General features: G+C 58.9%; 6 protein-coding genes and 12 pseudogenes. 17 read left to right on the top strand and 1 reads right to left on the bottom strand.

Annotated elements, in window-relative coordinates:
* Positions 1 to 106 precede the first annotated feature (106 nt).
* Complete coding sequence (locus JFV26_RS32920) at positions 107 to 1348, bottom strand: T6SS phospholipase effector Tle1-like catalytic domain-containing protein (RefSeq protein WP_242487973.1); 1242 nt, start codon at positions 1346 to 1348, stop codon at positions 107 to 109.
* Positions 1349 to 2090: 742 nt separating this feature from the next.
* On the opposite strand from JFV26_RS32920, the pseudogene JFV26_RS32915 reads away from it, so the two are divergent.
* From JFV26_RS32915 to JFV26_RS32840, 17 genes and pseudogenes are all read left to right on the top strand, one after another.
* Positions 2091 to 3963: pseudogene (locus JFV26_RS32915) on the top strand (3-dehydroquinate synthase).
* Positions 3960 to 4850 (top strand): UbiA family prenyltransferase, encoded by an 891-nt coding sequence (locus JFV26_RS32910; RefSeq protein ID WP_201197662.1) that lies wholly within the window; start codon positions 3960 to 3962, stop codon positions 4848 to 4850. The pseudogene JFV26_RS32915 and the gene JFV26_RS32910 overlap by 4 nt, the downstream one beginning before the upstream one ends.
* Positions 4847 to 5619, top strand: a pseudogene (locus JFV26_RS32905) (EboA domain-containing protein). Before JFV26_RS32910 ends, JFV26_RS32905 begins: the two are co-directional and overlap by 4 nt.
* Positions 5620 to 5655: 36 nt before the next feature.
* Positions 5656 to 6539, top strand: a pseudogene (locus JFV26_RS32900) (TatD family hydrolase).
* A complete protein-coding gene (eboE, locus tag JFV26_RS32895) occupies positions 6536 to 7747 on the top strand; it encodes a metabolite traffic protein EboE (RefSeq protein ID WP_201197661.1) in 1212 nt (403 codons plus the stop codon). The pseudogene JFV26_RS32900 and the gene eboE overlap by 4 nt, the downstream one beginning before the upstream one ends.
* Positions 7748 to 7844: 97 nt before the next feature.
* Positions 7845 to 9202, top strand: a pseudogene (locus tag JFV26_RS32890) (alkaline phosphatase family protein).
* Positions 9181 to 10318: pseudogene (locus JFV26_RS32885) on the top strand (hypothetical protein). Before JFV26_RS32890 ends, JFV26_RS32885 begins: the two co-directional pseudogenes overlap by 22 nt.
* A 10-nt stretch (positions 10319 to 10328) precedes the next feature.
* Positions 10329 to 12697, top strand: a pseudogene (locus JFV26_RS32880) (hypothetical protein).
* Between the two features lie 68 nt (positions 12698 to 12765).
* A pseudogene (locus JFV26_RS32875) lies at positions 12766 to 13688 on the top strand (hypothetical protein).
* A gap of 19 nt (positions 13689 to 13707) precedes the next feature.
* Positions 13708 to 14999 (top strand): annotated as a pseudogene (locus tag JFV26_RS32870) (hypothetical protein).
* 3 nt (positions 15000 to 15002) lie between these two features.
* Positions 15003 to 16810: pseudogene (locus JFV26_RS32865) on the top strand (hypothetical protein).
* Between the two features lie 32 nt (positions 16811 to 16842).
* The gene (locus tag JFV26_RS32860; RefSeq protein WP_201197660.1) at positions 16843 to 17898 is read left to right on the top strand and encodes a hypothetical protein; all 1056 of its coding nucleotides are present in this window, start codon (positions 16843 to 16845) and stop codon (positions 17896 to 17898) included.
* Between the two features lie 407 nt (positions 17899 to 18305).
* Positions 18306 to 20053: pseudogene (locus JFV26_RS32855) on the top strand (Orn/Lys/Arg decarboxylase N-terminal domain-containing protein); the annotation flags it as partial.
* A gap of 177 nt (positions 20054 to 20230) precedes the next feature.
* Complete coding sequence (locus tag JFV26_RS35140) at positions 20231 to 20632, top strand: Orn/Lys/Arg family decarboxylase (protein WP_242487994.1); 402 nt, start codon at positions 20231 to 20233, stop codon at positions 20630 to 20632.
* Positions 20633 to 20664: 32 nt separating this feature from the next.
* Positions 20665 to 22847 (top strand): annotated as a pseudogene (gene speF, locus JFV26_RS32850) (ornithine decarboxylase SpeF).
* Between the two features lie 90 nt (positions 22848 to 22937).
* Positions 22938 to 24274: pseudogene (potE, locus tag JFV26_RS32845) on the top strand (putrescine-ornithine antiporter).
* Positions 24275 to 24605: 331 nt separating this feature from the next.
* Complete coding sequence (locus JFV26_RS32840; protein WP_201197659.1) at positions 24606 to 25265, top strand: MliC family protein; 660 nt, start codon at positions 24606 to 24608, stop codon at positions 25263 to 25265.
* Positions 25266 to 25272: the final 7 nt, after the last annotated feature.

The following is a 25272-nucleotide window of genomic DNA, read 5'->3' as shown; positions in this document are numbered from 1 at the left end:
TGTGGCACCTTGCCACCAAGGCAAACAACCGATGACTCGAAATGTTCAAGTTGTCGATGGTGCCGAGTGGGCTTCTACCTTAAGCCGGTGCAGCAGGGTGCTGACCCTATAACCCGTGCCGAGCCAGTTCGGGAGAGTCGAAAACCTGATCAATCAGTGCTGGATCAATGCACACCAGGTTTTCAGGTTCGTATTTCAACCGATTCCCCCACGGCTGGCCGCTGGTCAACGGCCCCTTCTGCCGAATCACCACGGATTCATGCACCGAGGCTTTTTGTCCTGGCTCAGGCTGAATCACCCGCGCTCTGGGTTTGCCAAACGGCGGCATCGAACCAAACCTGAGAATTCGGGTGTGAGTCTTGGCGTCCCACCTCAGGCGCGGCAGCCACTCGGCGATCATCCACAGACAGGACAGTGATTGGTGGGCTTGTGCCAGCGGATCCGGCACCGGGCAGGACGGCGGATACAGCTCACCACGACACGATGCGACGTCGATATTCAACCCGGCCTCCAGGCTCTCCCCGATCATCCAACGCAAGGTAATCAGGGCAAGCTGCGATTCTTCCGGCCGGTAACCACCACCGACATCGCAATGCACGCCGGCGAACCACACCTGCCTCAGGTCTGCGGCCTTGGCGGCATCCCACAAGTTCTGGCGGTAAAAACAGCGTCGCTCATCAATGGATACCGCATGACGGATGGTGTGCACGCCGGGGTTGTTTGCGGTGTAGGGAACGGCCAATGGGTCATACAACCAGCCCACCGAACTCACGGTGTCGAACAACCCCAGAAAGTGGACATCGACATCCTGGGAAAACGTTTCCTTGAACTGCGCCATCAAGGAAAAATCCGGTCGTTTGCGCGCGGTCAGACGCCACCAGATATAGCTCCATGCCCGCTTGAGGGAAGGTTCAGGCGCACCTTTTTCAGCACGTGTTCGTGTGGTCAGCAATGACCAGGCAAAATCCAGTTGTTGAACCTGACGGGCAGGAAGCAGCCCAAGCGTATGGATCATGGCTGCCAGAATCCGGGCAGCATAGGAACCTCGAGAGAAGCCGTAGATGAAAATCCGGTCGCCTTCCTGATAGTTCTCCATCAGAAAACGGTAGGCATTGAGCACGTTACGCTTGATCCCCCAGCCAAACGCCAGCCCGGCGATTCGCGACGGTAGCTTCTGCCATTCGAACAGGGTTTCACTCAGCCCGAACGTACCCACGCCCTGATCGTAATAGGCCAGCAGCGCATCGCTGTTCTTGGGTAATGAGCGAAACACCCGCAGGACATTGGTGGGTTTGTCACTGAAGCGGTTGTTTGTTCCATCGATACAGATAATCAGTTGGCGCGTCATCTGTGTACTTTCCACAACCTTTTTGCCCCCATTGCCATCAAGTGAAGTTCCCGCCACGTCCGTGTCATGACAACTGCTGCGGTAAGTCGTGGAAGGCATAAGCAATGCATAACAGTATTAATGGCGCGTGGCCAGAGCGCTCGACAATAAATTATCTCGGATATGAAGAGAGTGGCATTTTCGTTATCCGCTTTTGGGCGGAGGAATAACAAGCCGGCAAGACAGGGCATAGAAAAAATGTAGGTAAATACCTCGTCCTTGAATTCTCGCCACACACTTATTAAACGCCGAGATGAGTTTGCCGACTGATTTGGTCAACTACTAAATTTTTTATAACCAGCAGCAATAACTCACATAACAAATGTTAATGTCATATGGCCAGCTCATCATTAGCTTGCTACTTATGACTGTCGTATATTCATTGAATAGCGCTCACTCCACGGTATCTTCAGTGCCTCGCTAAAATCATCCAAGAGCCTGTAATTATTAAATAAAAATCTGATCAATGCACTCACTCCAGCGGTTCTGCCGCGCGGCCCCGGCAGCTCATCCAAAACGCTGCCATCAGGCAAACTTGCAAAAAAACCACAACCGTCTAAGTTCATGAATATCTTCGCAAGCGTTATCAATCGCACATAAAACCAGCCATTCAGGCGGGAGAGTCTGTTTTCCAAAAACAAATCAGACGCGGCTTTTAATTACTGAAACGGAACTCAGTCATAACATTCAAGAGGGATGCTTGATGAAGCGCAGCCGTGGGTATCGTGCGTTCTCGCTTAGAGGGCCAGCCGAACATTTTTGGCTGTCATTGTTTTGCTTCTCTGTCCTGGTGATCGCCAGCTTCCTGTTGTTTGAACAACAGATCCAGGACTTCCTCACCCATCTCAATCTGTACCTGCCTTCGACACCCACCCAAAAAATTAACCTGGCGTTGCTGCTGATCGCCCTGCTGGCGCTCGATGTGGTGCTGCCAGTGCCTTCGAGTCTGGTAGCGCTGCTGGCCGTGGCCGTGCTTGGCAGTCTCGGCGGTTACCTGGTGATTTTCATTGGCCTGTGCCTGGGCGCCGGGCTGGGTTATGCGCTGGGGGCCGGCTATTTCCGTCTGTTGTCCGGCCGCCTCGGCCTGCATAAGCGTCAGCCCGGCAACTGGCATATCGGCTGAGCACACTGTCATTGATCTGCCTGCGCGGCGTGCCGGTACTGGCGGAAACTTCAGTAGTCGCCGCCGGTATGCAGCGCTATCCGCTGCGCGCGTTTGTATTGGTCACCACCCTGGCCAATGCCGGACTGGCGCTGGCCTATAGCGCCATCGGCACCTACCTCGTCGAGCAGAACGCGTTGCTGGTGACCATCCTCGCCAGCATGGTGCTGCCCGGGATGTTTATCGCCGGCTACAGCCTGTTCAAGACCTTGCGCCGGCACGGTTCGGAGCAATCACTGCACGGGCGCTTCGAGGTCAGCTACGACTACCCGGTGGTGTTCACCGATCACTTGTTCGATCCGCTAAATCCCTGCCTGCATCGCCAACTCACCGCCCAGCAAAGAGGCCCGGTGACTGTGCTGGTGTTCGCCGATGAACAGCTGTTGCAAAGCGCGCCACACCTGTTGGAACAGATCGATACCTACTTTGCCGCTCATGCTGTGGATTTGCATTTGCAGGCAGCGCCGATTGCGGTTCCGGCCGGTGAACTGAGCAAGGATTCACAGGTGTTGCAGCAGCTGTATACCGACATGCTGCAACATGGGCTGGACCGGCATTGCTATGTCCTGGCCCTGGGGGTGGCGCGGTGCTGGATTCGGTGGGCTACGCCTGCGCGACTTTCCACCGAGGCATTCGCCTGATCCGCATCCCGAGCACGGTGTTGGCCCAGAACGACGCTGGCATCGGCGTGAAAAACGGCATCAATGCCTTCGGCCAGAAAAACCTGCTGGGGGCCTTCTACCCCGCCACCGCAGTGATCAATGACTTCCAGTTGCTGACCAGCCTGACCCGCCGCGACCAGATCGCCGGGCTGGCCGAGGCGGTAAAGGTGGCACTGATCAAGGACCGGGCATTTTTCCAATGGATGGAGCAACAGGCTGACGCCCTCGCCCACTTCGATCATCCGGCCAGCCGCTATGCCATTCGCCGCTGCGCGGAATTGCACCTGGAGCACATCACCGGTGCCGGCGACCCCTTTGAACGCGGTAACGGACGTCCGCTGGATTACGGGCACTGGGCCGCGCACAAACTGGAAAACCTCAGTCACCACCGGCTGCGCCATGGTGAAGCCGTAGCGGTGGGCATGGCCCTGGATGGATTTTATGCCAATGCGTTGGGGCTATTGAGCGATGCCGACACTGAACGGGTTCTGAACCTTTTACTCAAGCTCGGTTTTAACTTGTGCCCGGCGGAACTGACCTTGAAAGATGCACAGGGGCGCTCACAAGTGTTGATCGGGCTGGAGGAATTCCGCCAGCACTTGGGCGGGCAACTCTCCATCCCGATGCTCAGCCAAATCGGCGAGTCGGTAGACCTGCATGAAATCGATGACGCGCGGATGGAGCAAGCGCTGTTGCGACTGTCCACCCGTAGCGGTCCGGCGCTCACCCTGAGCGAGAGCTATGCCCGATGAACCAGACACCGCTGAATCTGAAGACCTGGATGACCCTGGGCCGGGTGTCCAATCTGCCCACCGTATGGACCAACACCCTGGCCGCCGCGCTGCTGGCCAGCAGCGCCGGGGCCCTGGCGCCGCCAACGTCGCTGGTGTGGATCCTGCTGCTAGCCACGCTGTCACTGCTGTATCTGGCCGGCATGTTGTTGAACGATCTGCTCGATGCCGACTGGGACCAGCAACACCATAACCCTCGGCCTATCACCCTGGGCCTGGTCAGCCGACAACAGGTGCGCCTCGCCACTGTGCTGTTGTTGATGCTGGCCGCGGCGTCGGTGCTGGGCTTGAGCCGGCTGATCGATCAGCCGCATTGGCTGCTGGGAAGTGTCACCCTGCTGGTGGGCTGCATCTTCGGCTACAACCTGCTGCACAAAAAATACGCCCACAGCGTCTGGTTGATGGGCGCCTGCCGCTCGACGCTCTACCTCACGGCGGCTGCCAGCCTCGCGGTGCCACCGGAGCCGATCTGGCTCTGCGCGATTTTGCTGGGCGTCTACATCAGTGGCCTGACCTACCTGGCCCGCCATGAACACAACAACCAGTTGCTCAGTCGCCTCCCACTGATCCTGATGCTGAGCCCGCTGGCCCTGGCGATCTATTGCGACAACCTCTGGTTCTGGCCGGTGCTGCTGCTCTGGCTGGGCTGGCTGGGCTGGCACTACTGGCGAAACCTGGCCAACCCGCAACATCGGCAGGTCCGGGCCTTTATCGGTGCCGGCCTGGCAGCCCTGCCACTGTTCGATGCCCTGGTGATGGCCGTGGCCAATCAGCCGTTGGGCAGCCTGGTATGTGTCCTGGTGTTTTTCCTGCTCCCACACTTTCAGCGCTGGATCAAACCGACATGAAAATGGACGTCACTGCGCCGCCATCGGCGGCCCTCGAAATGCGTCACGACGGCCTCGCCGAACAACGCCAGGCCTTGACCCAACAGCTCGATGATGACGAGTTGCAGTGGTGGCGCCAGGCACAGGAGCGGCTTGCCCAACACCCGGACGCCAATACTGCAGCGCTCTTGAGCAGCCAGTGCAAGCGCCATCTCCAGGAGCATGCACTGCCCGACAGTGCCGGCTGGAGCCACATCCAACTGGCCCGGGCGTTGTTGCTGGCTCAGGTCCTGGAGCAACACCCCACCGACGGGCAACTGCCTGTTCTGCGCCAGTTGTTTCTGTGGGGCGACGATCAGGAAAAATCGCCACCTTGAAAGCCCTCGACTGGCTCGATAGCCGTGGACTGTGCGTACAGCTGGCGTTGCAGGCCGGGCGTACCAGTAACAGCCAGGTGTTTGCCGCCCTCGCCCTCGACACCCCCTACCCGTCACGTCACTACCCGGAACGGGCTTTCCACCAACTGGTACTGAAGGCGCTGGGCATGGGGCTCGACGTACGACGCCTGATCGGCCTGACGCAACGACTCAGCGTCACCCTTAATCAGTTGGCCCTCGACCTGCTGGACGAACAGCTCGCGGCCGAACGAACAGTGTCCGCCGGGTTGCCCCTGGCGATTGCCTTCAACCTGCTCAGCCCGGCGCAACACCAGCGCCTGGCCGGCCTGAATCAGCAGCAACGCTTGCCGCCGGAATGGCGTGACCACTTGGCCGGCACCTCACCGAACTGATGCTCAACGGCTCCCTTGCTTTGACGAGGATTCACCATGCTCAAGTACTTCGACCCGCATATTCATATGGTCAGCCGCACCACCGATGACTACCAGAACATGGCCGCCGCCGGCATCACCGGGGTTATCGAGCCGGCCTTCTGGCAGGGCCAGGCCAGGACCAGTGTCGGCAGTTTCATTGATTACTTCGACACGCTGTTGGGCTGGGAGCGCTTTCGCGCCAGCATGTTCGGCATCCATCACTTCTGCACCATCGGCCTCAACCCCAAGGAGGCCAATGACTTGTCGGTGGCCAATGAGGTGCTGGAGATTCTGCCGCGCTATCTGGTGAAAGACGGCGTCGTGGCGGTCGGTGAAATAGGCTACGACGACATTACTCCCGAAGAGGATCGCTTTCTCGCCGCTCAGTTGGAGCTGGCCAGGCAATTCAATCTGCCAGTGCTGGTGCACACCCCGCACCGAGACAAGATCGGCGGCACCAAACGTACCCTGGCAGTGATTCGCGAAGTGGGGATTGCCGAGCATCTGGTGATCATCGACCACCTCAATGAACTGACGCTGCCTCTGGTGCTGGACAGCGACTGCTGGCGTGGCCACTCCATCTACCCCAATACCAAAATGTCGGAACAGCGCATGGTGGCCCTGCTCCAGCAGTACGGCACCGAGAAAATGGTGGTCAACAGTGCAGCCGACTGGGGCATCAGCGACCCGCTCAAGGTGCCGAAAACGGGCCAGGCAATGTTGGCCGCCGGCTTCAGTGAGGCCCAGGTCGAACAGGTGCTGTTCCACAACCCGGTGGACTTTTTGCCCAAAGCGGCCAAATGGATAAAGCCCTGATCAGTACCCCGCTGCCCATCGACCAGCGCCGGCAGTGGCAGGACAACTCCGCCCTGCGGGGGCAGGAACCGGTGATCAAATGAATGCAGGCATGGGGTGGGCTGCCGCGCAGGTCGGTTATTGCAGCAACGTGCACCCGACCCGAGACCTGGCCGGGCTACGGTCCTCCATCGAACAGCACTTTCAGGGCGTGCGAACGCTGCGCGGGCTGAACGAGCAGGACAGTGGACTATGGATCAGTGCCCTCGCAGCGGCGCAATTACAGCAGAAATCGGCGCGTTTGGAGTTCCTGAGCCTGCTGCAACGCAGTGGATTACGCCTGACCTCGCTTAACGGGTTTCCCTACGGCCAATTTCATGATGGTGCAGTGAAAGCCGAGGTCTACCTGCCCAGTTGGGCGGAGCCGAAACGGCTGGCATACAGTCTTAATCTGGCGCAAATCCTCGCGCAGGCCTTGCCGCCAGACTGCCATCAGGGGGTGATTTCCAGCGTGCCGCTGGGCTATGCCGCCAGCTGGAACCCGACGCTACAGCAACGTGCCGAGTATCAATTGCGCCAACTCACGGCCTCACTGGCCAGGCTGCATCTGAACACCGGCAAGAAAATCGTGTTCTGTCTGGAGATGGAACCGGACTGCGTACTGGAAAGCACCGACCAGGCCATCGCCTTCTTCCGCCGCTGGCAAACCATCGACCCGCACCATGAACATTTGGCGCTGTGTTTTGATGTCTGCCACCAGGCCGTGATGTTCGAAGACTGCTATCAGTCGCTGGACAGGCTGCGGCAGGCACGGGTGCCCATCGGCAAGATTCAGCTGTCCAACGCCTTGATTTGTCGCCTGCCCCCTCAAGACGACAACCGGCGCGAACACATCCTCAAGACCTTGGGCGAATTTGCCGAAACCACTTACCTGCATCAGGTGAAAGCTCGCGATGCTCGGGACCGGTTATTGGCCTGGGCGGACCTTCCCGCCGCCCTCGACGATTGCGCAAAGAGCCCGGGGCAATACCCCGAGCTGAGGATTCATTTCCACATTCCACTGTTCAGCGAACACCTGCTGTTGCCCGAGCTCAGCGGCAGTCAGCTCGCCCTGTCGCAGACCTTCGACTTTCTGGCAGGCCATGGGGATTTTCGTCCGGTACTGGAAGTGGAAACCTACAGTTGGGGCGTCCTGCCCGCCCAGCTGCGGCCCACTACCGAGTACGCTCAACTTCAGGGGATCAGCGCGGAACTGCACTGGGTCGAAGACCAACTGCGGCAGCGGCAATTGCTGCAACCTCAAGCGCAGTAGGCGTACGCCGATGCCCTCTGATCACCTACGTCAACCGTTGCTTCTGATCAACGTGGTCGGGCTGACACCGGCGCTGCTGGGCGCTGCGACGCCTCAGATCAATACCCTGTTGAAAACGGCAAAAATGGCCAGCCTGCAACCGGTGTTTCCGGCCGTCACGTCGACGGTGCAGGCCTCGATCCTTACCGGCCTACCGCCGTCGGAGCACGGCATCGTCGGTAATGGCTGGTATTTTCGCGATCAGGCCGAAGTACGCTTCTGGCTGCAACCCAACGCACTGATCCAGGGTGAAAAGGTCTGGCAGGAACTCAAGCGTGAGCTACCCGGTTTCGCTGCAGCCAGTTGTTCTGGTGGTACAACATGTACGCGGACGTGGACGCCGCCATCACCCCGCGCCCTCACTACCCGGCCGATGGCCGCAAAATGTTCGGTCTGTATTCGTCACCGGCATCGTTGCACGAGCGTATCGAACAGCAGATTGGCGAGTTCCCTTTTCCGAGCTTCTGGGGCCCGGCGGCCGGCATTAAGTCGAGCCGCTGGATCGTCGATTGCGCCATCGCCGAATTCCAGCTCGATCGCCCCGACCTGCAGTTGATCTACCTGCCCCATCTCGACTACAGCCTGCAGCGTCTGGGCCCCGATCATCCGTCGATTGCTGACGAGGTACGGGCTATCGACAGTGAAGTCGGTCGCCTGCTGACCTTCGCCCAGGAGCAAGGCGCAGCGGTGATGCTGCTGTCCGAATATGGGATCGAAGCCGTCCAGCAATCTGTTTCCATCAACCGCGTGTTGCGCTCGGAAGGCTTGTTAGAGGTGCGCCAATCGCTGAGCTGGGAATTGCTCGACCCCGGCGCCAGCGCAGCCTTTGCCGTTGCCGATCATCAGATCGCGCATATCTACGTGAAGCAGGCTCAAGACATCCCCCGCGTCAAAGCGTTGTTGCAGCGTCAGCCCGGCATCGAGCAGGTGCTGGATAAAGCCGAGCAACGGGCCTGGCAGCTCGATCATCCTCGCAGCGGCGAGCTGGTGACCGTGGCCGCGGCGGGTTACTGGTTCGATTACTACTACTGGTTTGATGATCGCAAGGCCCCCGATTTTGCCCGCACCGTGGACATCCATCGCAAGCCAGGCTACGACCCGCTGGAGCTGTTCATCGACCCGGCCATTCGTTTCCCCAAATTGAAAGTGGCGCGCCGGCTGCTGCAGAAAAAGCTCGGCTTTCGCTACTACATGGACCTGATCCCGCTGGACACCGGACTGGTCCGCGGCAGCCATGGTCGTCTGCCCGGCAACGCGCAGACCGGCCCGCTGCTCATCACCAATTGTGATCTGCCGTTGCCGCAGCACCTTGCGGCCACGGCGGTGAAACAACTGCTCCTGGAGCACTTCCTGGGGCACCCAAACACCGACCCGGCCAATGCCAAGGAGCTTCCATGCGGCGAGCCATTTCCATAACCGTTCTGAGTGCCCTGGCCGGTTTGGCCCAGGCAGAGAACACCAACACCTTCGACTGCAACAATTTCATGCAGTTTGGAGCAAACCTCGACAAGTCCCGGGCCGAGTTTGCCCAGGGCCCCGAGACCATGACCTGGAACTGGTTCGTCTGCCTGAACCAGCCTGCCGCAGCGAAAAGTCCCGATCGGGTATGGGAAACCATGAAGCCCTCGGATCAGGTCTACCTGAGCAACGGTAGCCCCCCTGCCATACGGCCAGAGCGTGCCGCCGCCCTCCGACGTGCTTGCTCAGGCAAAAAAACTGGGCATGGACCTCAATCGCGTGTTCCACAACCTGAACGCCACGCAACAGGTGGACGGGCTGATCCTGGAGATGGGCGGCGCCGTGCCGGACGCAGAAAAAGGCCAGCCGGTGCGTTTCCAACTGTTGATGGGCCAGGACACGTTCGATTACATCGTGCAGAAACAGGTCTACAACATGAATGGCCAAGCCGCCCTGACCAGCGACCTGACATTCCCCTCCAGCGCCTGGGAGTTGAAAGCCGCCTGGCTGTGGATCGGTAACGACCCGAGCTACCAGCAGCAATTGGCAAGCGATGGCTACTACATCGCCCAGGCCTACTATCAGCAGGGCACTCAATACCAGGTCGGCTATGCCGCGCTGAGCGGCCTGCACGTGATCAACAAGCTAAACCCCGACTGGGTCTGGACCACCTTCGAAAACCGCAACAACAGCAAGTACACGGTGACCAATGCGATCCCGCCCACCCCGATGACCAACAGCACCGGACCGACACCGGCGGCCCAACCGGTCAACACCGACTTCCAGGCTCGATACCCTGCGCTGGCGCAGTACGAGCTGATCGGCACCCAATCCAAGACAACACCGACATTGCTCGCCAATTCCCAGCTGGAATCAGCCTTTCAGAGCCAGTCCTCCTGTTTCGCCTGCCACGGTACGGCCGCGTACTCAAAAAAGAACGGCTACTTCAATTTCGCGCTGAAAGAACAGGGCGGCCTTGTTTACCCGACTGCCCCGCTGCCGGCATCCGATTTTGTCGGTTACAACAAACTGGACTTTGTCTGGTCGCTGAAGCGCGCCCAGTGGCAACGCTAAGGAGCATGACATGAGCGTATTGAATTTCCCTCGCATCTACCTCAACGGCCATATGTTCTGGAACCCGCCGACGGCCAACAACAACGATATGTACCCGCTCTACGATGCGGTAAAAATGCAGATGAACTGGCGGTTTCTTGATTACTACAACATCACGCCAGAGAATGCCGCCAGCACACTGATGCCCTGGACGATCGCCCCTCGGGTGTTACACGAGGCGCCCGACTACGTCACGCAGGTGCCGGGCAACGTCACACAGAATCCACCGATAATGATCCCCGGAGAATGGAACCTGTTTGGTGACAATGCCTGTGGCACCGTCAGCTACAACCAGACCCGGTCCGTCATCATCGGCGGCGAACTCCCGGACGGTGGCTACGTTGATCAGGATCCGCTGATTAACCAGAGCTACAATTTGCTCGGCAATCCCTTTGGCAGCGCCAGCCCCACCGCGGCCCGCTTTGTCGACGTCAGCCCCTGGCAGAACACCTTTACCGCGTTGTACTTCGACAAACTGGTGCTGGGCGACGACCAATGCGGCCTGACGCTCAAGCGTCAATACCGGATGCTCGATCGCTTCCTGAACTTCAACTGGGCAAACCTGGGTGGCCTGATCTATGTGACCACCACGTGGCAAACCTGCTTCCCGAAAGAAAATCTGGCCTGGGCGATTGGCAATTCAGCCCTGCTGAAAAATCTTCAGGAACAGATGGAACAACAAAAAGCCAAAGGCCTGATGTTCCGGTTTTCCACCTACATGACCTGTTACGACAAAAATGGAATTTTCAACAACTATCCGCCCTTCAACAGCCGCTCCACCACGCCGTCGGCCCTGGCCAAAGTCCAGGAGATGTATCAGAAAGGCCTGGACAACGTCGCCAGCATTTTCTTCAACCCCGCCTACAGCTGTACCGCAGGCACCCTGGGCCTGTGGTTTGACGACGAGTTCCCCACCGCGCCGGGCGGTCGGCGTCTGATCCCCAGCAAAAACAAGGTTCCTCTTCAACAACCCGGGCCGCCCCCAAACAGGCGACGCTGGGCGTAATCTCGGCGCAGGCCCATGGCGATACCTTATCGCTGGATCTCGGTAACACCTTCCCGAGCTATCCGATCGACCCGACAGCCGCCATCCCGGTGGCAGAAAAATTCGATGCCGGCAGCTACCAACTGGGGATACGCCAGGACGGGCAATTCACTTCGTTGGCCAGTATTGGCTTTGAGGAGTATCAGCAAGCGGCTTTCGATAAACGCTCCGGCATCCTTGACCTGCCACTCAGTGCCGACGCGCAGAAAAAGCTGCAAACCGGATCGTTGGAGCTGCACCTTGTGGGAACAAATCCGGAGCTGGCTGCGGCCCAGCAGATGTGGACTGCCGAAGTGGTCGAGAGCGCAAGTTTCATCGACGTGGGCGACAGCAAGACGCTGCAGATCATGGTGCAATATGACGGTCTGCCAGCACCGGCCGGCACCGTGCTATCGGTGGCGGAGTACGGCAACGTCTACATGATGTGCACGACCGATTACTACCTGGCGTTCAGCAACCCGGCCGACTTTACGTTGTTTTACGACTATCCGGAAAATCGCAGCGAGAACAAATCCAACCTGCCGCAATTTAACGACACTCCCTCGATAACCAGCCTAGTGACGGAAGGCACTGGCCGTCGGCTCATGGCGACGCGGGCCGCCGAGTCATCCAATAACGAGGTGCCGGTGAGCTATCTGCAATACCTGCCGACGCCCGGCTCAGTCGCCCTGAGCCCCTGCCTGTCGTTCGACAATCCAATCCGTATGGAAGGTATTCTGCAGGATCCGCAGAACAGCGCCGTGCACTACTGCCTGACGCAGATTCAAACCGACGCCAATGGCATCGCCCGACTGACCGTCAAGGCAAAGGCTCCGGGCTTCCCCACCTTGCGCTTCTTCGTGCATGACGGTGAGCAGCCACCCGCCATCCCCTTCAGTTTCCCGCTCTCGCAGGCTTATACCGACTTCCTCGCACCGATGCGCATCCTGCCGCTGGAGCCGCAAATGCAGAAGGATTTTGTCGATGAGTGGAACCGCATTTATCAGCGTCCGGATGCCAGCGTGGTGATTTGGGAGACCTTCATCTATCCGCGCATCCTGCAGCCCTTCTATTACATGTACCCGATCATGAGCAAATACATGCCGCTCAATTCGCTGGAACGGATAGAGGGCGCCGTCGACCAACTCATTGTGCTGATCAGCAAGGAGTATCAGGAAGAAAGCACCCTGGCGATGCCCATTACCCGGGATATGCCGCAAAGCCGTCGCGCGGTATTGGAGCTCTGGGCGCAGGCCCTGGTGAAACAGAAATACCCACCCTTCCCGCTCAGCATGAGCGACTACAAGCAAGGCTAAAACACCAACGTTTCAAGCAGGACCACCGGGTGACGAGCCTGTCACCCGGCACTTCACAGGAGTGTCATATGAAAGCCAGCATCTTGAACCGGCTGTTGCTGCTGACCCTGCTGCTCAGTCCAGCCCTTTTCGCCCAAGAGGACAGCGGCGCCGTCTACTTCACCATGGGCGTGCACAACACTCAGGACTGCAATGAGCAGAATGGCAATTGCATCGCCAAACGCGCACCGGGCGACCCTTCCGATCCCTTCTTTCCGGCGTTCTGGATCAGTAACTGGACCCTGTACCGGGTGATGCACAACTACGAAAAAATCAGCCGCCGTACAGCAACCCACCGGCCACCCTGACCCCGGCGGATTACACCGTCTCTCGCGGTACCAGCTACTACGACACGACCTACATCCCGCCGGATGGCGACGGCTTCGGCGCCATGATGGAACACTACGAGAAGTACTGCCTGCCGATCTTCCCGATCAAGAACAACAACTACACCTGCTCGTTCGTGTCCCTTGGCAACAAGGCGTACTTCCTGACGTACCCGCAAGACCGACCTAAAGACATGCCGGCCTGCTGCATGTTTTCACCGATGAATCATCCGCCTCGGCAAGACTTCATTGAGCACCTGCCCTACAGCGCCGAACGCAGCAAAAACCTCGACGCCAGCGTGCAGGCCTACGCCCTGGACCTCGAGTCACCGCAAGGTCCGATCCTGTTCGGCTATGCCTTTTACAAACAACCGTCGGGCCACCCGCCGTACCGGCATCCCCAGTCGTTCTTTTTTTCCGGGGACACCAGCGTCGCCAATGCGCCCATCGTCAGCCAGAACTACACCGACTTTCGCATCGCCAAACCGGACCCGGCCCAGACCTGGGCACAGGTAGCCGCCATGTGCCCGTCGAATCCGCCGCCCTGCCAATTGTTTGAGCCACCGGCGTCACAGAGCAACGGCCACAAGGCGCAATGGAACAAGCTCATGCAACGCAAACCCTGACCAATGACGAAGGATCGCCATGAAAACCACACTCCGTCTCTCCGTGATGTTATTGGGCCTGGCCAGTCTGCCGGCACTGGCCCGGGAACAGGCCATGCTGTCGACGCAGGCCACCAACCTGAATTGCCAGCCCCCCAGCACCGCGCCGGCCGCCACCGCCAGTCAGGATCTGTTCGATCAATACAGCTGGCAGATGTTCATCGCCTTGAGCTGGCCTGCACAGGATGGGCAACGCGGTAATCCCGACTGCAGCAAACAGCCTGGGGATGCCGGCTACACCGTCTGGCAGACCTACAAGACCGTAGAGGAAATCTTTCTGCCGGGAGCCACCAATCCTGGCCCTTGGAATAGCCCGCAGACCGCAAAAAGCCTTGGGATCATCAACATCGCCGCGCTGAAGAACAGCTCCCAGGTGAATGCCGTCGATCAGGCCGTCGGCGGCTGGCTGATCGACCAGGCCCGTAACCCGACCTACTACGACATCTCGGCCAACGAGACCTCTTACAACTACATCGTCGGCAACAATTTCTATAACGCCGATGTCGTTTCCAAAGCGAACAACATCCAGTTTCCCTATGGCGTCATCGAGGTCAAATCGAGCTGGCGTATTCTCACGACCAGTGACAACGCCAGCCACTACCTGACCATGCTCGCCCGCGTGGCCAAGTTCGACGACCAAGGCCAGCGCGGCGGTGTCACCGAGGCGTACCTGGGCCTGGTGGGCCTGCACATCATCACCAAAGTGAACGGTTATCCGCAGTGGATCTGGTCGACGTTCGAGCAGATCGATAACGTTCCGCCCAAGGTGCTGGTGAACGGCCTGTGGGTCGACCAACCTGCATCCGGCACGGCCTATTCCTACTTCAACGCCGCCGCCCCGGCCGGCACCCTCAACCAGTCACCCTGCGACTGGCAGACCCAAGGCGCGCATTTGGTCTGCGTGCCAAAACCCGGTACCACGTTCCAGACCCCGAACCCGCTGAACCGCGTCACCCCGATTGCCGAGGTTACTAATGGGGTCAACGCCAATTACCGCTCCGATCCGGGGCTGCAAAAAGCGCGTTGAAGTACTACCAGCTCATCACCACCCAGCGCCCGTTGATGCCGGACAACCCCGGCAACCCGCTGGGCCAGCCGACGCCTTCGCTCTCGGCCAACGTGACCATGGAGAGCTACATCCAGCCCAACAGCAGTTGCATGAACTGCCACTCCATGGCGACACCGGTCAAGAGCCCCTATAAGTCCGACTACTCCTACCTGTTCAAATTCGCCAATGCGCCTATCAGCAAAATCATCAAGGACGAGGAATAAACCATGAGCATCCTGAACGGCCCACGACTGAATTTCTGGGGCGGCATCCGCACGGACGTCAGCTTGCCGAACAACTCACCCACCATTCCTGTCGAGGGAAATGATGAATGGCCGATCTTCGATCTGACCACCTCGACGCTGGCACCGGGCGCCCAGTCTTATACCGATGATCAGTTGAACGGCATGATCAACGCCCCAAACGGCGACTACTACACCGCCGGCGGCTGGAATCACTACGGGCAGCATGTGGTGGATATGCAGAATGCCTTGATCAGTTCCCAGGGTTATCCGGGCAGCATCAACACCACCGGCGACCAAGTGGGTCAGCCGGTCTACCTGCTCGGTTCCGTGGACCCCGTGACCGGACAGGGTCCCGTTTCCGGCCCGATGATGGTGGACCTGGACCCTACCGCCTCAACGACCACCCAGATATTCGTCGGCGGCCTGCAAATCGGTGGCAACGACAACATCCAGCTACTGATCCGGGCTAACGCCGTCTGTAGCAGCCTGGATGTCAAAAAGCGCGTGCTGGAGCCGCCAAAAATGGATGGCCCGCCTTCGTTCCGTTTTAGTGGCACCTTTCAGCTGACCTTTGCGCTAAGCAGCATCGTCAGCTGGAACCAGAACAGCAGCGGCCTGAAATCGATCATCCAGGCGCCGGGCGCAACAGGCATCGTCCTGCGCTTTGTGATGTTCGAGATGTGCCCTGCGATGACCACCGAGCAACTGGACGCCGATTATGCCGCCGGTAAATACACCCCCAACCCAAGCATCGGCCGGGTAATCGGCACATTGGCGCCGGCCTTCGCGGATGAGCCGCTTAACTGCCTTCCGGGCCGGCAACTGGTCAACCAGTGCTCGAATAGCACCGCCTATGCCGACCTGGGCGAAAGCGGCATCCTGAGCATCGACATGGTGAACATCATCCCGAAAAAACCTTCAGGGCCGACAGGGACGACATCACCAGCCCTATTGGGCCCAACGCGAATTACGGTCCTGTCACCATTACTGCGGGCACCACCACCCTGACCACCCTCGACCCGACCAGCAGCCCTTTGTTCAACTACTACGTGTATGGCGGCATCGTCGACCTGCCCCTGGACTCCAGCCAGCAGCAAGCGGTGCGGAAAAAACCACTGGCCATCAACGCGCCCTATTCAGTCGCCGACACCGCGCTTAACGCAACCGAATCGGTCTATCGGGTGTATGCCGATCAGCGCAACGTTTATCTGGAGGATTATCCCAACGGCCTGTCAATCACCCTGCAGGTCAGATATCTGGGCGGCGCGGTTTCCAGTGCCACCGAAATCGACCTGCAGGCCGGACCTCCTTCTGCCTACGATGAACCGCAATACTGGGACTTCCTCGACTTCCCTGCGTCATTGACCGTAGACACCGGCCAACTCGCCGTCAGTTTCCCGGTCACCCTTAAACCTGGCAGTGCCGCCCAGGCGGGTTTTGTCGCCCTGACCTACACGTTCAACGGACTCGCGAGCGGCAGCTATTTCACCAACTTCCGAAAATACGCACAGACTGACTTCGGCATCCCTGCGGGCACTACCATCACCTGGCCGCTGATGTATCCGAACGTCTTGCGTTTTCACTACCTGGCCTTCCCCGCCATGTCGCGCTATATCCCGCTGAATCAGCCCGACGCAATCATGGCCGCCAAGAACCCGATCCTTGCCCGAACCTCGGATGCCTACAAAGGCACCACGCTGTTCATGCCCGTGGTGCGTTCGATGTCTCCCTGCCAGCGGGCACTGCTGCGGGCCTATCTCACGGGTGAACCGTGGCAACCGCCGCAGTAGTCGCGCCCCCCCTTGTCCATGGAGAGAGACCTATGCCTGTTCCCGTTCATATCCCTGCGCGCCCCAGCGAAACCCTGTGCCCGAGTACAATCATCGCCGAAGGCCTGCTGAACCCCCGCGGCGTCTGTGTGCAAGCCGATGGCAGCCTGCTGCTGACCGAAGCCGGCTCAGGCCTGCCGGACCAGCCCTTTAGCGGCCGTATCAGTCGACTGCGACCGGATCCACACAGCCCCGGAGCCTACCTCCCGCGCGAAATACTGGCGCAAGGTTTTCGCGCCATGAACATGCAGGCCCGCATGCTGCGCGATGAAATCATGGGGCTGTCGGACATCGCCTGCGGTGATGGGCGCTGTCTGGTCAGCCAGACCGATTATGTCGAGGGCTCTAAACTGCTGGACCTGCAATACACCCCGCCCGAGCCGGTGTTTCACAGCCGTGGCAATCTGAATGCGCTGTGTTACCACCCGACCCGGCGCAGTTGGCTGGCCGTTAAACCCGATACCAATCAGTTGGTGGAGTTCAGCACCGGTCAGAACGAGCGCGTACTGGTCCAATTACCCGAACTGGAACTGGGCCAGGAAGCCGTGCCCGTGACGCTGGTGTACGAACCGGCGACAGACGCCGTGCTGATCAGCCTGTTCTCCGGAGAACTGCAAGGCGACCCGACCCGCAAGGGCATCGACTTTGCCGACAAGGCAGGCCAAGTGATTCGGGTCTGGCCGGCCAGCGGACAAATCGACATCCTGATCCGCGGCCTGCAACTGCCCACCGGACTGGCGATGTGTCCGAAGGGGAACGTGCTGGTCCTGGAGCTCTGCAATCGCCTGCAGCAACCCTTGCCGCCTGACTGGAGCGGCGAACCACTGCATGGAGGCTTTACCCGATTCACGGGTCGACTGTTGAGCTGCAACCTGCAAACAGCCCAAGTGGCCGTGCTCGCCCGCGGCCTGGATACCCCTTCCAACCTGTGCCTGTTGCAGGATGCGGTACTGGTGAGCGAAGGCATGGGATTAGCGGGCCGGCCGCTGCCCACGCCAGAGAACACCATCGTCCCGTTGAGCGGCAGGCTCCGTCGGGTGCAGCTCTGAAAAGCACCTGCCTGGTGCCGGTCCCGTGCAGGAAAGGGCTTGCTCGCGAAGAAGGCGACACATTCAACCTCCCGGCGAATGCCGGAACAGAGGATCAGAATCGGCTGATGTCAGCCACCCAGACTTACTCGGGGCCGCCTGGAACGACTGAATCAGGACCGGCCTTGAGCAAGTCTGGATGACGCCAAAAGCGATGATGGCTAGCGCTCGCTTTGTAGTCCGGCGGCAGGACATTACACAATCGAACTTTTTCAGATCTCTGATGCCGCGCCAACATTAATCGACGGGATCGCAACAACCGGTTCTCATCCGCTCTCAACTAGCTCACTCTCAACCTTTACCGGTGCCTGCGCGCCATTGACCACGGGACTCGATTTTCAGGTCAATCCAATCCTCATCTATTGAATATGGACGTTACGATGACTTACAAGCCGCAACGACGTCTTGGCATGAAAGCCCTGCTGATCCATGAAGAACTGTCGGCCAAAACCGCTGCGGGCCGCGCGGTAAGAGAGCTGGCCGAGGTATTGGAAGGGCGTCAGGTAGAAGTCATATTGGCGCAATCGGCACTGGATGCAATTGCCATCATCCACTCCGACCCGATGGTGCAGTGTGTGCTGCTCGATTGGGACCTGAATCTGGACGACAGCCACGAGATAGCAATGAGCGTGCTGGATGCCGTGCGCGAACGCAGTGAAGCGGTGCCGATTTTTCTCCTGGCCGACCGCAGCAGTGCAGCCACGATTGCGCTGGATGCCATGCAGAAATCGGATGATTTCATCTGGTTGCTGGAAGACACCAGCGTCTTTATCGGTGGACGAATCATCGCTGCCATCCAGCGCTATCGAGACGAGGTATTGCCGCCAATGTTCGGCGCTTTGGTGCGCTTTTCCCAAGTCTATGAATACTCCTGGCACACCCCGGGACACACCGGTGGCACGGCCTTTTTGAAGTCGACCGTGGGACGCGCGTTCTTCGATTTTTTTGGTGAAAACCTGTTCCGCTCCGACTTGTCTATTTCCGTCGGTGAACTCGGTTCGTTGCTCGACCACTCCGGCCCCATCGGCGCCAGCGAAGTGTATGCGGCCAGGGTCTTCGGCGCCCATCGCACCTACCATGTCACCAACGGTTCTTCGACCTCCAACCGGGTAATCCTGATGGCCAGCGTGACTCGCGGCCAGGTCACCCTGTGTGACCGCAACTGCCATAAGTCGGTCGAGCACGCCATGACGATGTCTGGGGCGATCCCGACTTATCTGCTGCCGTTGCGTAACCATTACGGCCTGATCGGGCCAATACCCCCGCAGCACCTGACCGTCGAGGCGATCCGCGAGAGCATCGTCAACAACCCGCTGGTCAGTGAAGGAATAGACCCGACGCCGATGCACGCGATCGTCACCAACTCTACCTATGACGGCCTCTGCTACAACGTGTCGCGAGTCGAGGAGCTACTGGGCGCAAGCGTCGACCGACTGCATTTCGACGAAGCCTGGTTCGGCTATGCACGCTTCAACCCGATTTATCGTGAACGTTTTGCCATGCATGGCGAGCCGGCCGATCACGGGCCAAACCGGCCGACGGTGTTTGCCACCCAGTCCACTCACAAATTGCTTGCGGCGTTGTCCCAGGCCTCGATGATCCATATCCGCGACGGCCGGCGCCCCATCGATCATGCACGATTCAACGAGTCGTTCATGATGCATGCTTCGACTTCGCCGAATTACGCCATCATTGCCTCCAACGATGTCAGCGCTGCGATGATGGACGGCCCGGCGGCAAGGCCCTGACCGGCGATGCCATTCGCGAGGCGATTGCCTTTCGGCGCATGCTCGCGCGGCTCAACGGCGAGTTTCAAGACCGCGACCAGTGGTTTTTTAATGTCTGGCAACCGGACACGGTGACCCTTCCCGAGACAGGCCAGGCCATACCCTTTCATCTCGCCGACGAGGCGTTGCTGGCGAGCGACCCGGCCTGCTGGGTCCTCAAGCCGAATGCCGCCTGGCATGGCTTTGGCGATATCGAGGATGGCTATTGCCTGCTCGACCCGATCAAGGTCTCGATAACTACGCCGGGCATTCTGCCTGGCGGCGCCATGAGCGAGCTGGGTATACCTGCCCAAGTGGTCACGGCCTACCTGGACCGCCAAGGCATCGTGGTCGAAAAAACCACCGACTTCACCATTCTGGTGCTGTTCTCCATCGGCGTAACCAAGGGCAAGTGGGGCACACTGGTCAATGCATTGCTCGATTTCAAACGCCATTACGACGTCAACGCGCCCCTGGATCAAGTGCTGCCGGGGTTATTGGCCGCTCACCCGCAACGTTACCGGGGCATGGGGTTGCGCGACCTCTGTGAATCCATGTTTGTGGCGATGACCGAGTTGCGGACCACTGAAACCATGTCTCGGGCCTTTTCAACCTTGCCGGTGCCTGATCTGAGCCCGGTCATGGCCTATGAACAACTGGTACGCGGAAATGTCGAGAGCGTCCCCCTCGACCAGTTGGCCGGTCGTACCGTAGCCACTGGCGTTGTCCCTTATCCACCGGGTATTCCGTTGTTGATGCCGGGCGAGAATGCCGGCGCAGCCGATGGTCCGTTACTCGGCTACCTCAAGGCGCTGGAAGATTATGACCGACGCTTCCCAGGCTTCACCCATGACACCCATGGCGTCGAAGTGGATGAAGGGCGTTATCGGGTCCGCTGCATTACATCCGGCACACAGGCAGCGTCATAGGGCGCTCGGGACTTTCAATGGAGGGAAGATTGGTGAATAAACTGAAAGTGGCCGCAAGCGCGGCTTCACGCAGTAGCTTTTTGACTGCGCGCGAAGTCGTGGAGTTTACCCAAACCGATTTGACGGATGTTGCCGCCGCGGTGATTACCGGAGCGGATGTTCAAAACGGTGTGCTCGATGTCATCAGCCGATCCGGATTCGATATCCCGATCTTCTTTGCCGTTAGCGCCAAGGACGAACTGTCTCGAGAAAACCTGCCAAGCATTGAACATGTCCTGCTGCAAATCAGCGGAGTGTTCGACTTGGGCACCGATAAGGCCGAATACTACGGCGATAAACTGGAAACAGCGGCCAGTCAATACGAGGAAGCATTGCTGCCGCCTTTCTTCGGTGCGCTCAAACACTATGTCGAGCGCGGCAACTCGACGTTTGCCTGTCCGGGGCATCAGGGCGGGCAGTTCTTTCGCAAGCACCCGGCGGGTCGACAATTTTTCGACTTCTTTGGCGAGACGCTGTTTCGTGCCGACCGCTGTAATGCCGACGTGGAAATGGGCGATCTGTTGATCCACGAAGGGGCGCCGCTGGAAGCGCAAAAGCGCGCCGCGAAAGTCTACAACGCGGACAAGACCTATTTCGTCCTCAATGGCACCTCGGCGTCGAACAAGGTCGTGACCAACGCCTTGCTGACCCGGGTGATGTCGTGCTGTTCGATCGCAACAATCACAAATCAATCCATCAGGGCGCCTTGTTTCAAGCCGGCGCTACACCGCTGTACCTGGAAACTGCACGAAACCCCTACGGTTTCATCGGCGGTATCGATGCGCACTGTTTTGACGAAACCTACCTGCGCGACGAGTTGCGCCGGGTTGCGCCAGGCAAGGCAGACGATCCCCGGCCATTCCGGCTGGCCGTCATTCAGTTGGGCACCTACGACGGCACCATCTACAACGCCCGGCAGGTGGTCGATAGCATCGGCCATCTGTGCGACTACATCCTCTTCGACTCGGCGTGGGTCGGCTATGAGCAGTTCATTCCAATGATGAAGGACTGCTCGCCGATGCTGCTCGAACTGGGGCCGGACGATCCCGGCATCTTCGTCACACAGTCGATTCACAAGCAGCAGGCGGGCTTCTCCCAGGCGTCGCAGATCCACAAAAAGGATCGCCACATCAAAGGCCAGGAGCGCTACTGCAATCATCATCGGCTGAACAACGCGTTCATGGCCCAGGCCTCCACCAGCCCGTTTTACCCGTTGTTTGCCTCACTCGATGTCAATGCGCGGATGCACAGCGGTCGCAGTGGTCACCGGCTGTGGGACGAATGCGTTCGCGCCGGCATTGAGGCCCGAAAATTGGTGATGGATAACTGCACCTTGATCCGGCCGTTCGTGCCGCCGACCATTGATGGCCGTTACTGGCAGGATTATCCAACCGATGAAATCGCCACTAACCGGCGGTTTTTCATGTTTCATCCCGAGGAGCGCTGGCACGCCTTCGACGGCTATACCGAGAATCAATACTTCATCGATCCGTGCAAATTGCTGTTCACCACCCCGGGCATTGATGCGACGACGGGCGAATACACGGAGTTCGGCATCCATGCCGGGGTCCTCGCCACGTTCCTGCGCCAGTACGGCATGGTCCCGGAAAAAAGCGACCTGAACTCCATTCTGTTCTTGCTCACGCCAGCCGAAAGCCAGGCCAAGATGCAGCACCTGGTCGCGCAGATCGCGCGCTTCGAGCGTTTTATCCACGACGACGCGCCACTGGCCGAGGTATTGCCGAGTGTCTATCGCGCCCACGAAGCCCGCTACAAGGACTACAGCATCCGCCAGTTATGCCTGGAAATGCACCAGCTCTACGCTGGACATAACGTCAAACAATTGCAAAAGGACATGTTCCGCAAAGCTCACATGCCCACCGTGGTAATGGACCCCCGCGAGGCGAATCTTGAGTTCGTGCGCGGCAAAGTGGAACTGATCGCGCTCGAGGACGCCCAGGGGCGAATCGCCGCCGAGGGTGCTCTACCTTATCCGCCGGGGGTGCTGTGTGTGGTCCCCGGTGAAGTGTGGTCGGGTGCGGTGCTGAGCTATTTCCTGGCTCTGCAGGATGCAATCAATCGCTTGCCTGGCTTCAATCCCGAATTGCAGGGTGTCTACCTCAAGACCGAAGAGGATGGTCGCATTCGGGCTTATGGATACGTCATCAAGCAGTAAAACGTTCCTGAAAGGACACTGGAAAATCATCCCGGTATTCGTCTATCCGCAATGCAGCGCCTCGCGAAGGGGCGTTTTTGGAGTTCAAATATGGGAACTACCGTGAAGAAGATGAGCGTGGTGCAACTCACGGTGCTGACGGCCATCAACATGCTGGGGTCGGGCATCGTCCTACTGCCATCGAAGCTGGCGCAAGTGGGCACGATATCGATTTTCTCGTGGATCGTGACGGCACTCGGTTCGCTGGCCTTGGCCTATGCCTTCGCCAAATGCGGTCGTTTCAGCCGCAAGCCCGGCGGCATGGGGGTTACGCCGAATACGCCTTTGGTCGCTCCGGCAACTTCATGTCCAACTACACCTATGGCGTGTCGCTGCTGATCGCCAACGTTGCCATCGCGATTACCGCAGTAGGGTATTCGACGGAGTTGTTCCATGTGACGTTGACGCCCATCGGCGTCGCGGTGGCTACCGTAGTGCTGCTGTGGTTGACCACCATCGCCAACTTCGGCGGCCCGCACATTACCGGTCAGATCGGCAATGTCACCATCATGGGTGTCATCATTCCGGTACTGGGGGTTTCGGTGCTGGGTTGGTTCTGGTTCGACTCATCGCTGTACGTCGCCGCCTGGAACCCACACGACATGCCGATTTTCCAGGCGGTTGGCGCATCGATCTCGATAACCCTGTGGGCCTTTCTCGGCCTCGAATCGGCGTGTGCGAACACTGACGCCGTGGAAAACCCCGAGCGTAACGTGCCAATCGCGGTATTGGGCGGGACCATCGGTGCAGCGGTCATCTATATCGTATCGACTAACGTGATCGCCGGGATTGTGCCGAACATGGACCTTGCGGCCTCCACCGCACCGTTCGGGCTGGCGTTCGCCACCATGTTCACGCCCCTGGTAGGCAATATTGTCATGGGGCTGATGATCATGGCCTGTATCGGTTCGCTGCTCGGCTGGCAGTTCACCATTGCCCAGGTGTTCAAAAGCTCGGCCGATGTCGGCTATTTCCTGAAAATCTTCGCCAGGACGACCAAGTCCGGTACCCCCATCGCCGGCATGCTGGTGCTGGTGGTCTGCCAGACCGCGTTGACGCTGATGACCATCAGCCCGGACTTGAGCAAACAGTTCGACATGATCGTCAACCTGGCGGTAGTGACCAACCTGGTTCCCTACCTGATGTCGATGGCAGCGCTGATGACGATCCAGAAGGCCGCCGGTATCACGCCGCGCAAAGCCCTGTTTGCCAATGGCATCGCCTACATCGCAGCGGCTTACAGCTACTACGCACTGTATAGCTCCGGTGCCGACGCCATGATGCTGGGCGGCATTGTCACCATGCTCGGATGGACCTTGTACGGGACCGTCAGCCGTCGATTCATGACCGCCGATACCCCACCCGTCGTGGATGTCGCCAAACCCTGAAGCGTTGCCGCGTCTCATCGTGCACTCGATTGGCGTTTGTGCGTACATCGGATTCGCCATCTGCGCTAAGGCGCCGGGCCTATGAAAATGCTAAATAGAACGCTCGACATGGATCTGAGTCGAGCATCTTAAGGCAGCCAGGCTGCGGTTCAATCAGCAAACACTACGGCTTGTGCAGTACTCTTAATGGCCGGAAAAATGTCAAAGTATTCGAGGCATTTCCCGGCCAACCATCAACAAATAACAGTAAATCCATAATAATCAATCACTTACCGATTTTCGTTTTATTGCAGGTGCTCACAATTCAGTCAATGATCTGGGTGAAGCCAATATGAAAACGGTCACGGCCCTTTTCACCGGTCTACTCGCTACCAGCGTTTGCACGGCGATGAGCACCTGTGCAAATGCTGCATCGCCTCCACCCCCCCTCAAGACCAGTTTCGACTGTGCCAACGCACGTGCATCCATTGAAAAGCTGATCTGTCGCGATCCGCAACTGACGCAGATGGATATCGAGCTGATGCGTCTTTATCACCTGTCGCTTACGGATGAACGCTCAGTACCGCCTCCAGACAAAGTCACGATCGACCAGCAGTTCTGGATAGAGTCCCGCAATCAGTGTGGCTCCGGGCCTGAGCCCAAAGCGTGCGCGATCCGCAGTTATGCCGAGCGCGCCCACCAGCTGCGCCAGGGCTCGGCCATTGCCAGGACCAAGGACCCGGACAGACTCACCGAAGGCCCTCTGGCTTTTCGTTGCACCGGGTTCAGCACGCTGATTGCCGCCACGTTCTTTACGACCCAACCGGGTGTGGTGTACCTGAAATGGGCGAACACTTCGATCACCCTGAGCCAGGTACAGAGTGAGTCGGGGGCCCGTTACACCGGCAAGGATTACCAGGGGAACTACAGCTTCTGGCAAAACGGTAACGAGGCCCTTTTTCAGAAACCAGGCTCAGGGGCAATGAGTTGTACGGCTGGGCCGGCCGGCTGATTTAAGT

The sequence above is a fragment of the Pseudomonas sp. TH31 genome (assembly GCF_016650815.1).
Taxonomy (GTDB): Bacteria; Pseudomonadota; Gammaproteobacteria; order Pseudomonadales; family Pseudomonadaceae; genus Aquipseudomonas.
This window is presented reverse-complemented; position numbering and strand designations above follow the sequence as displayed.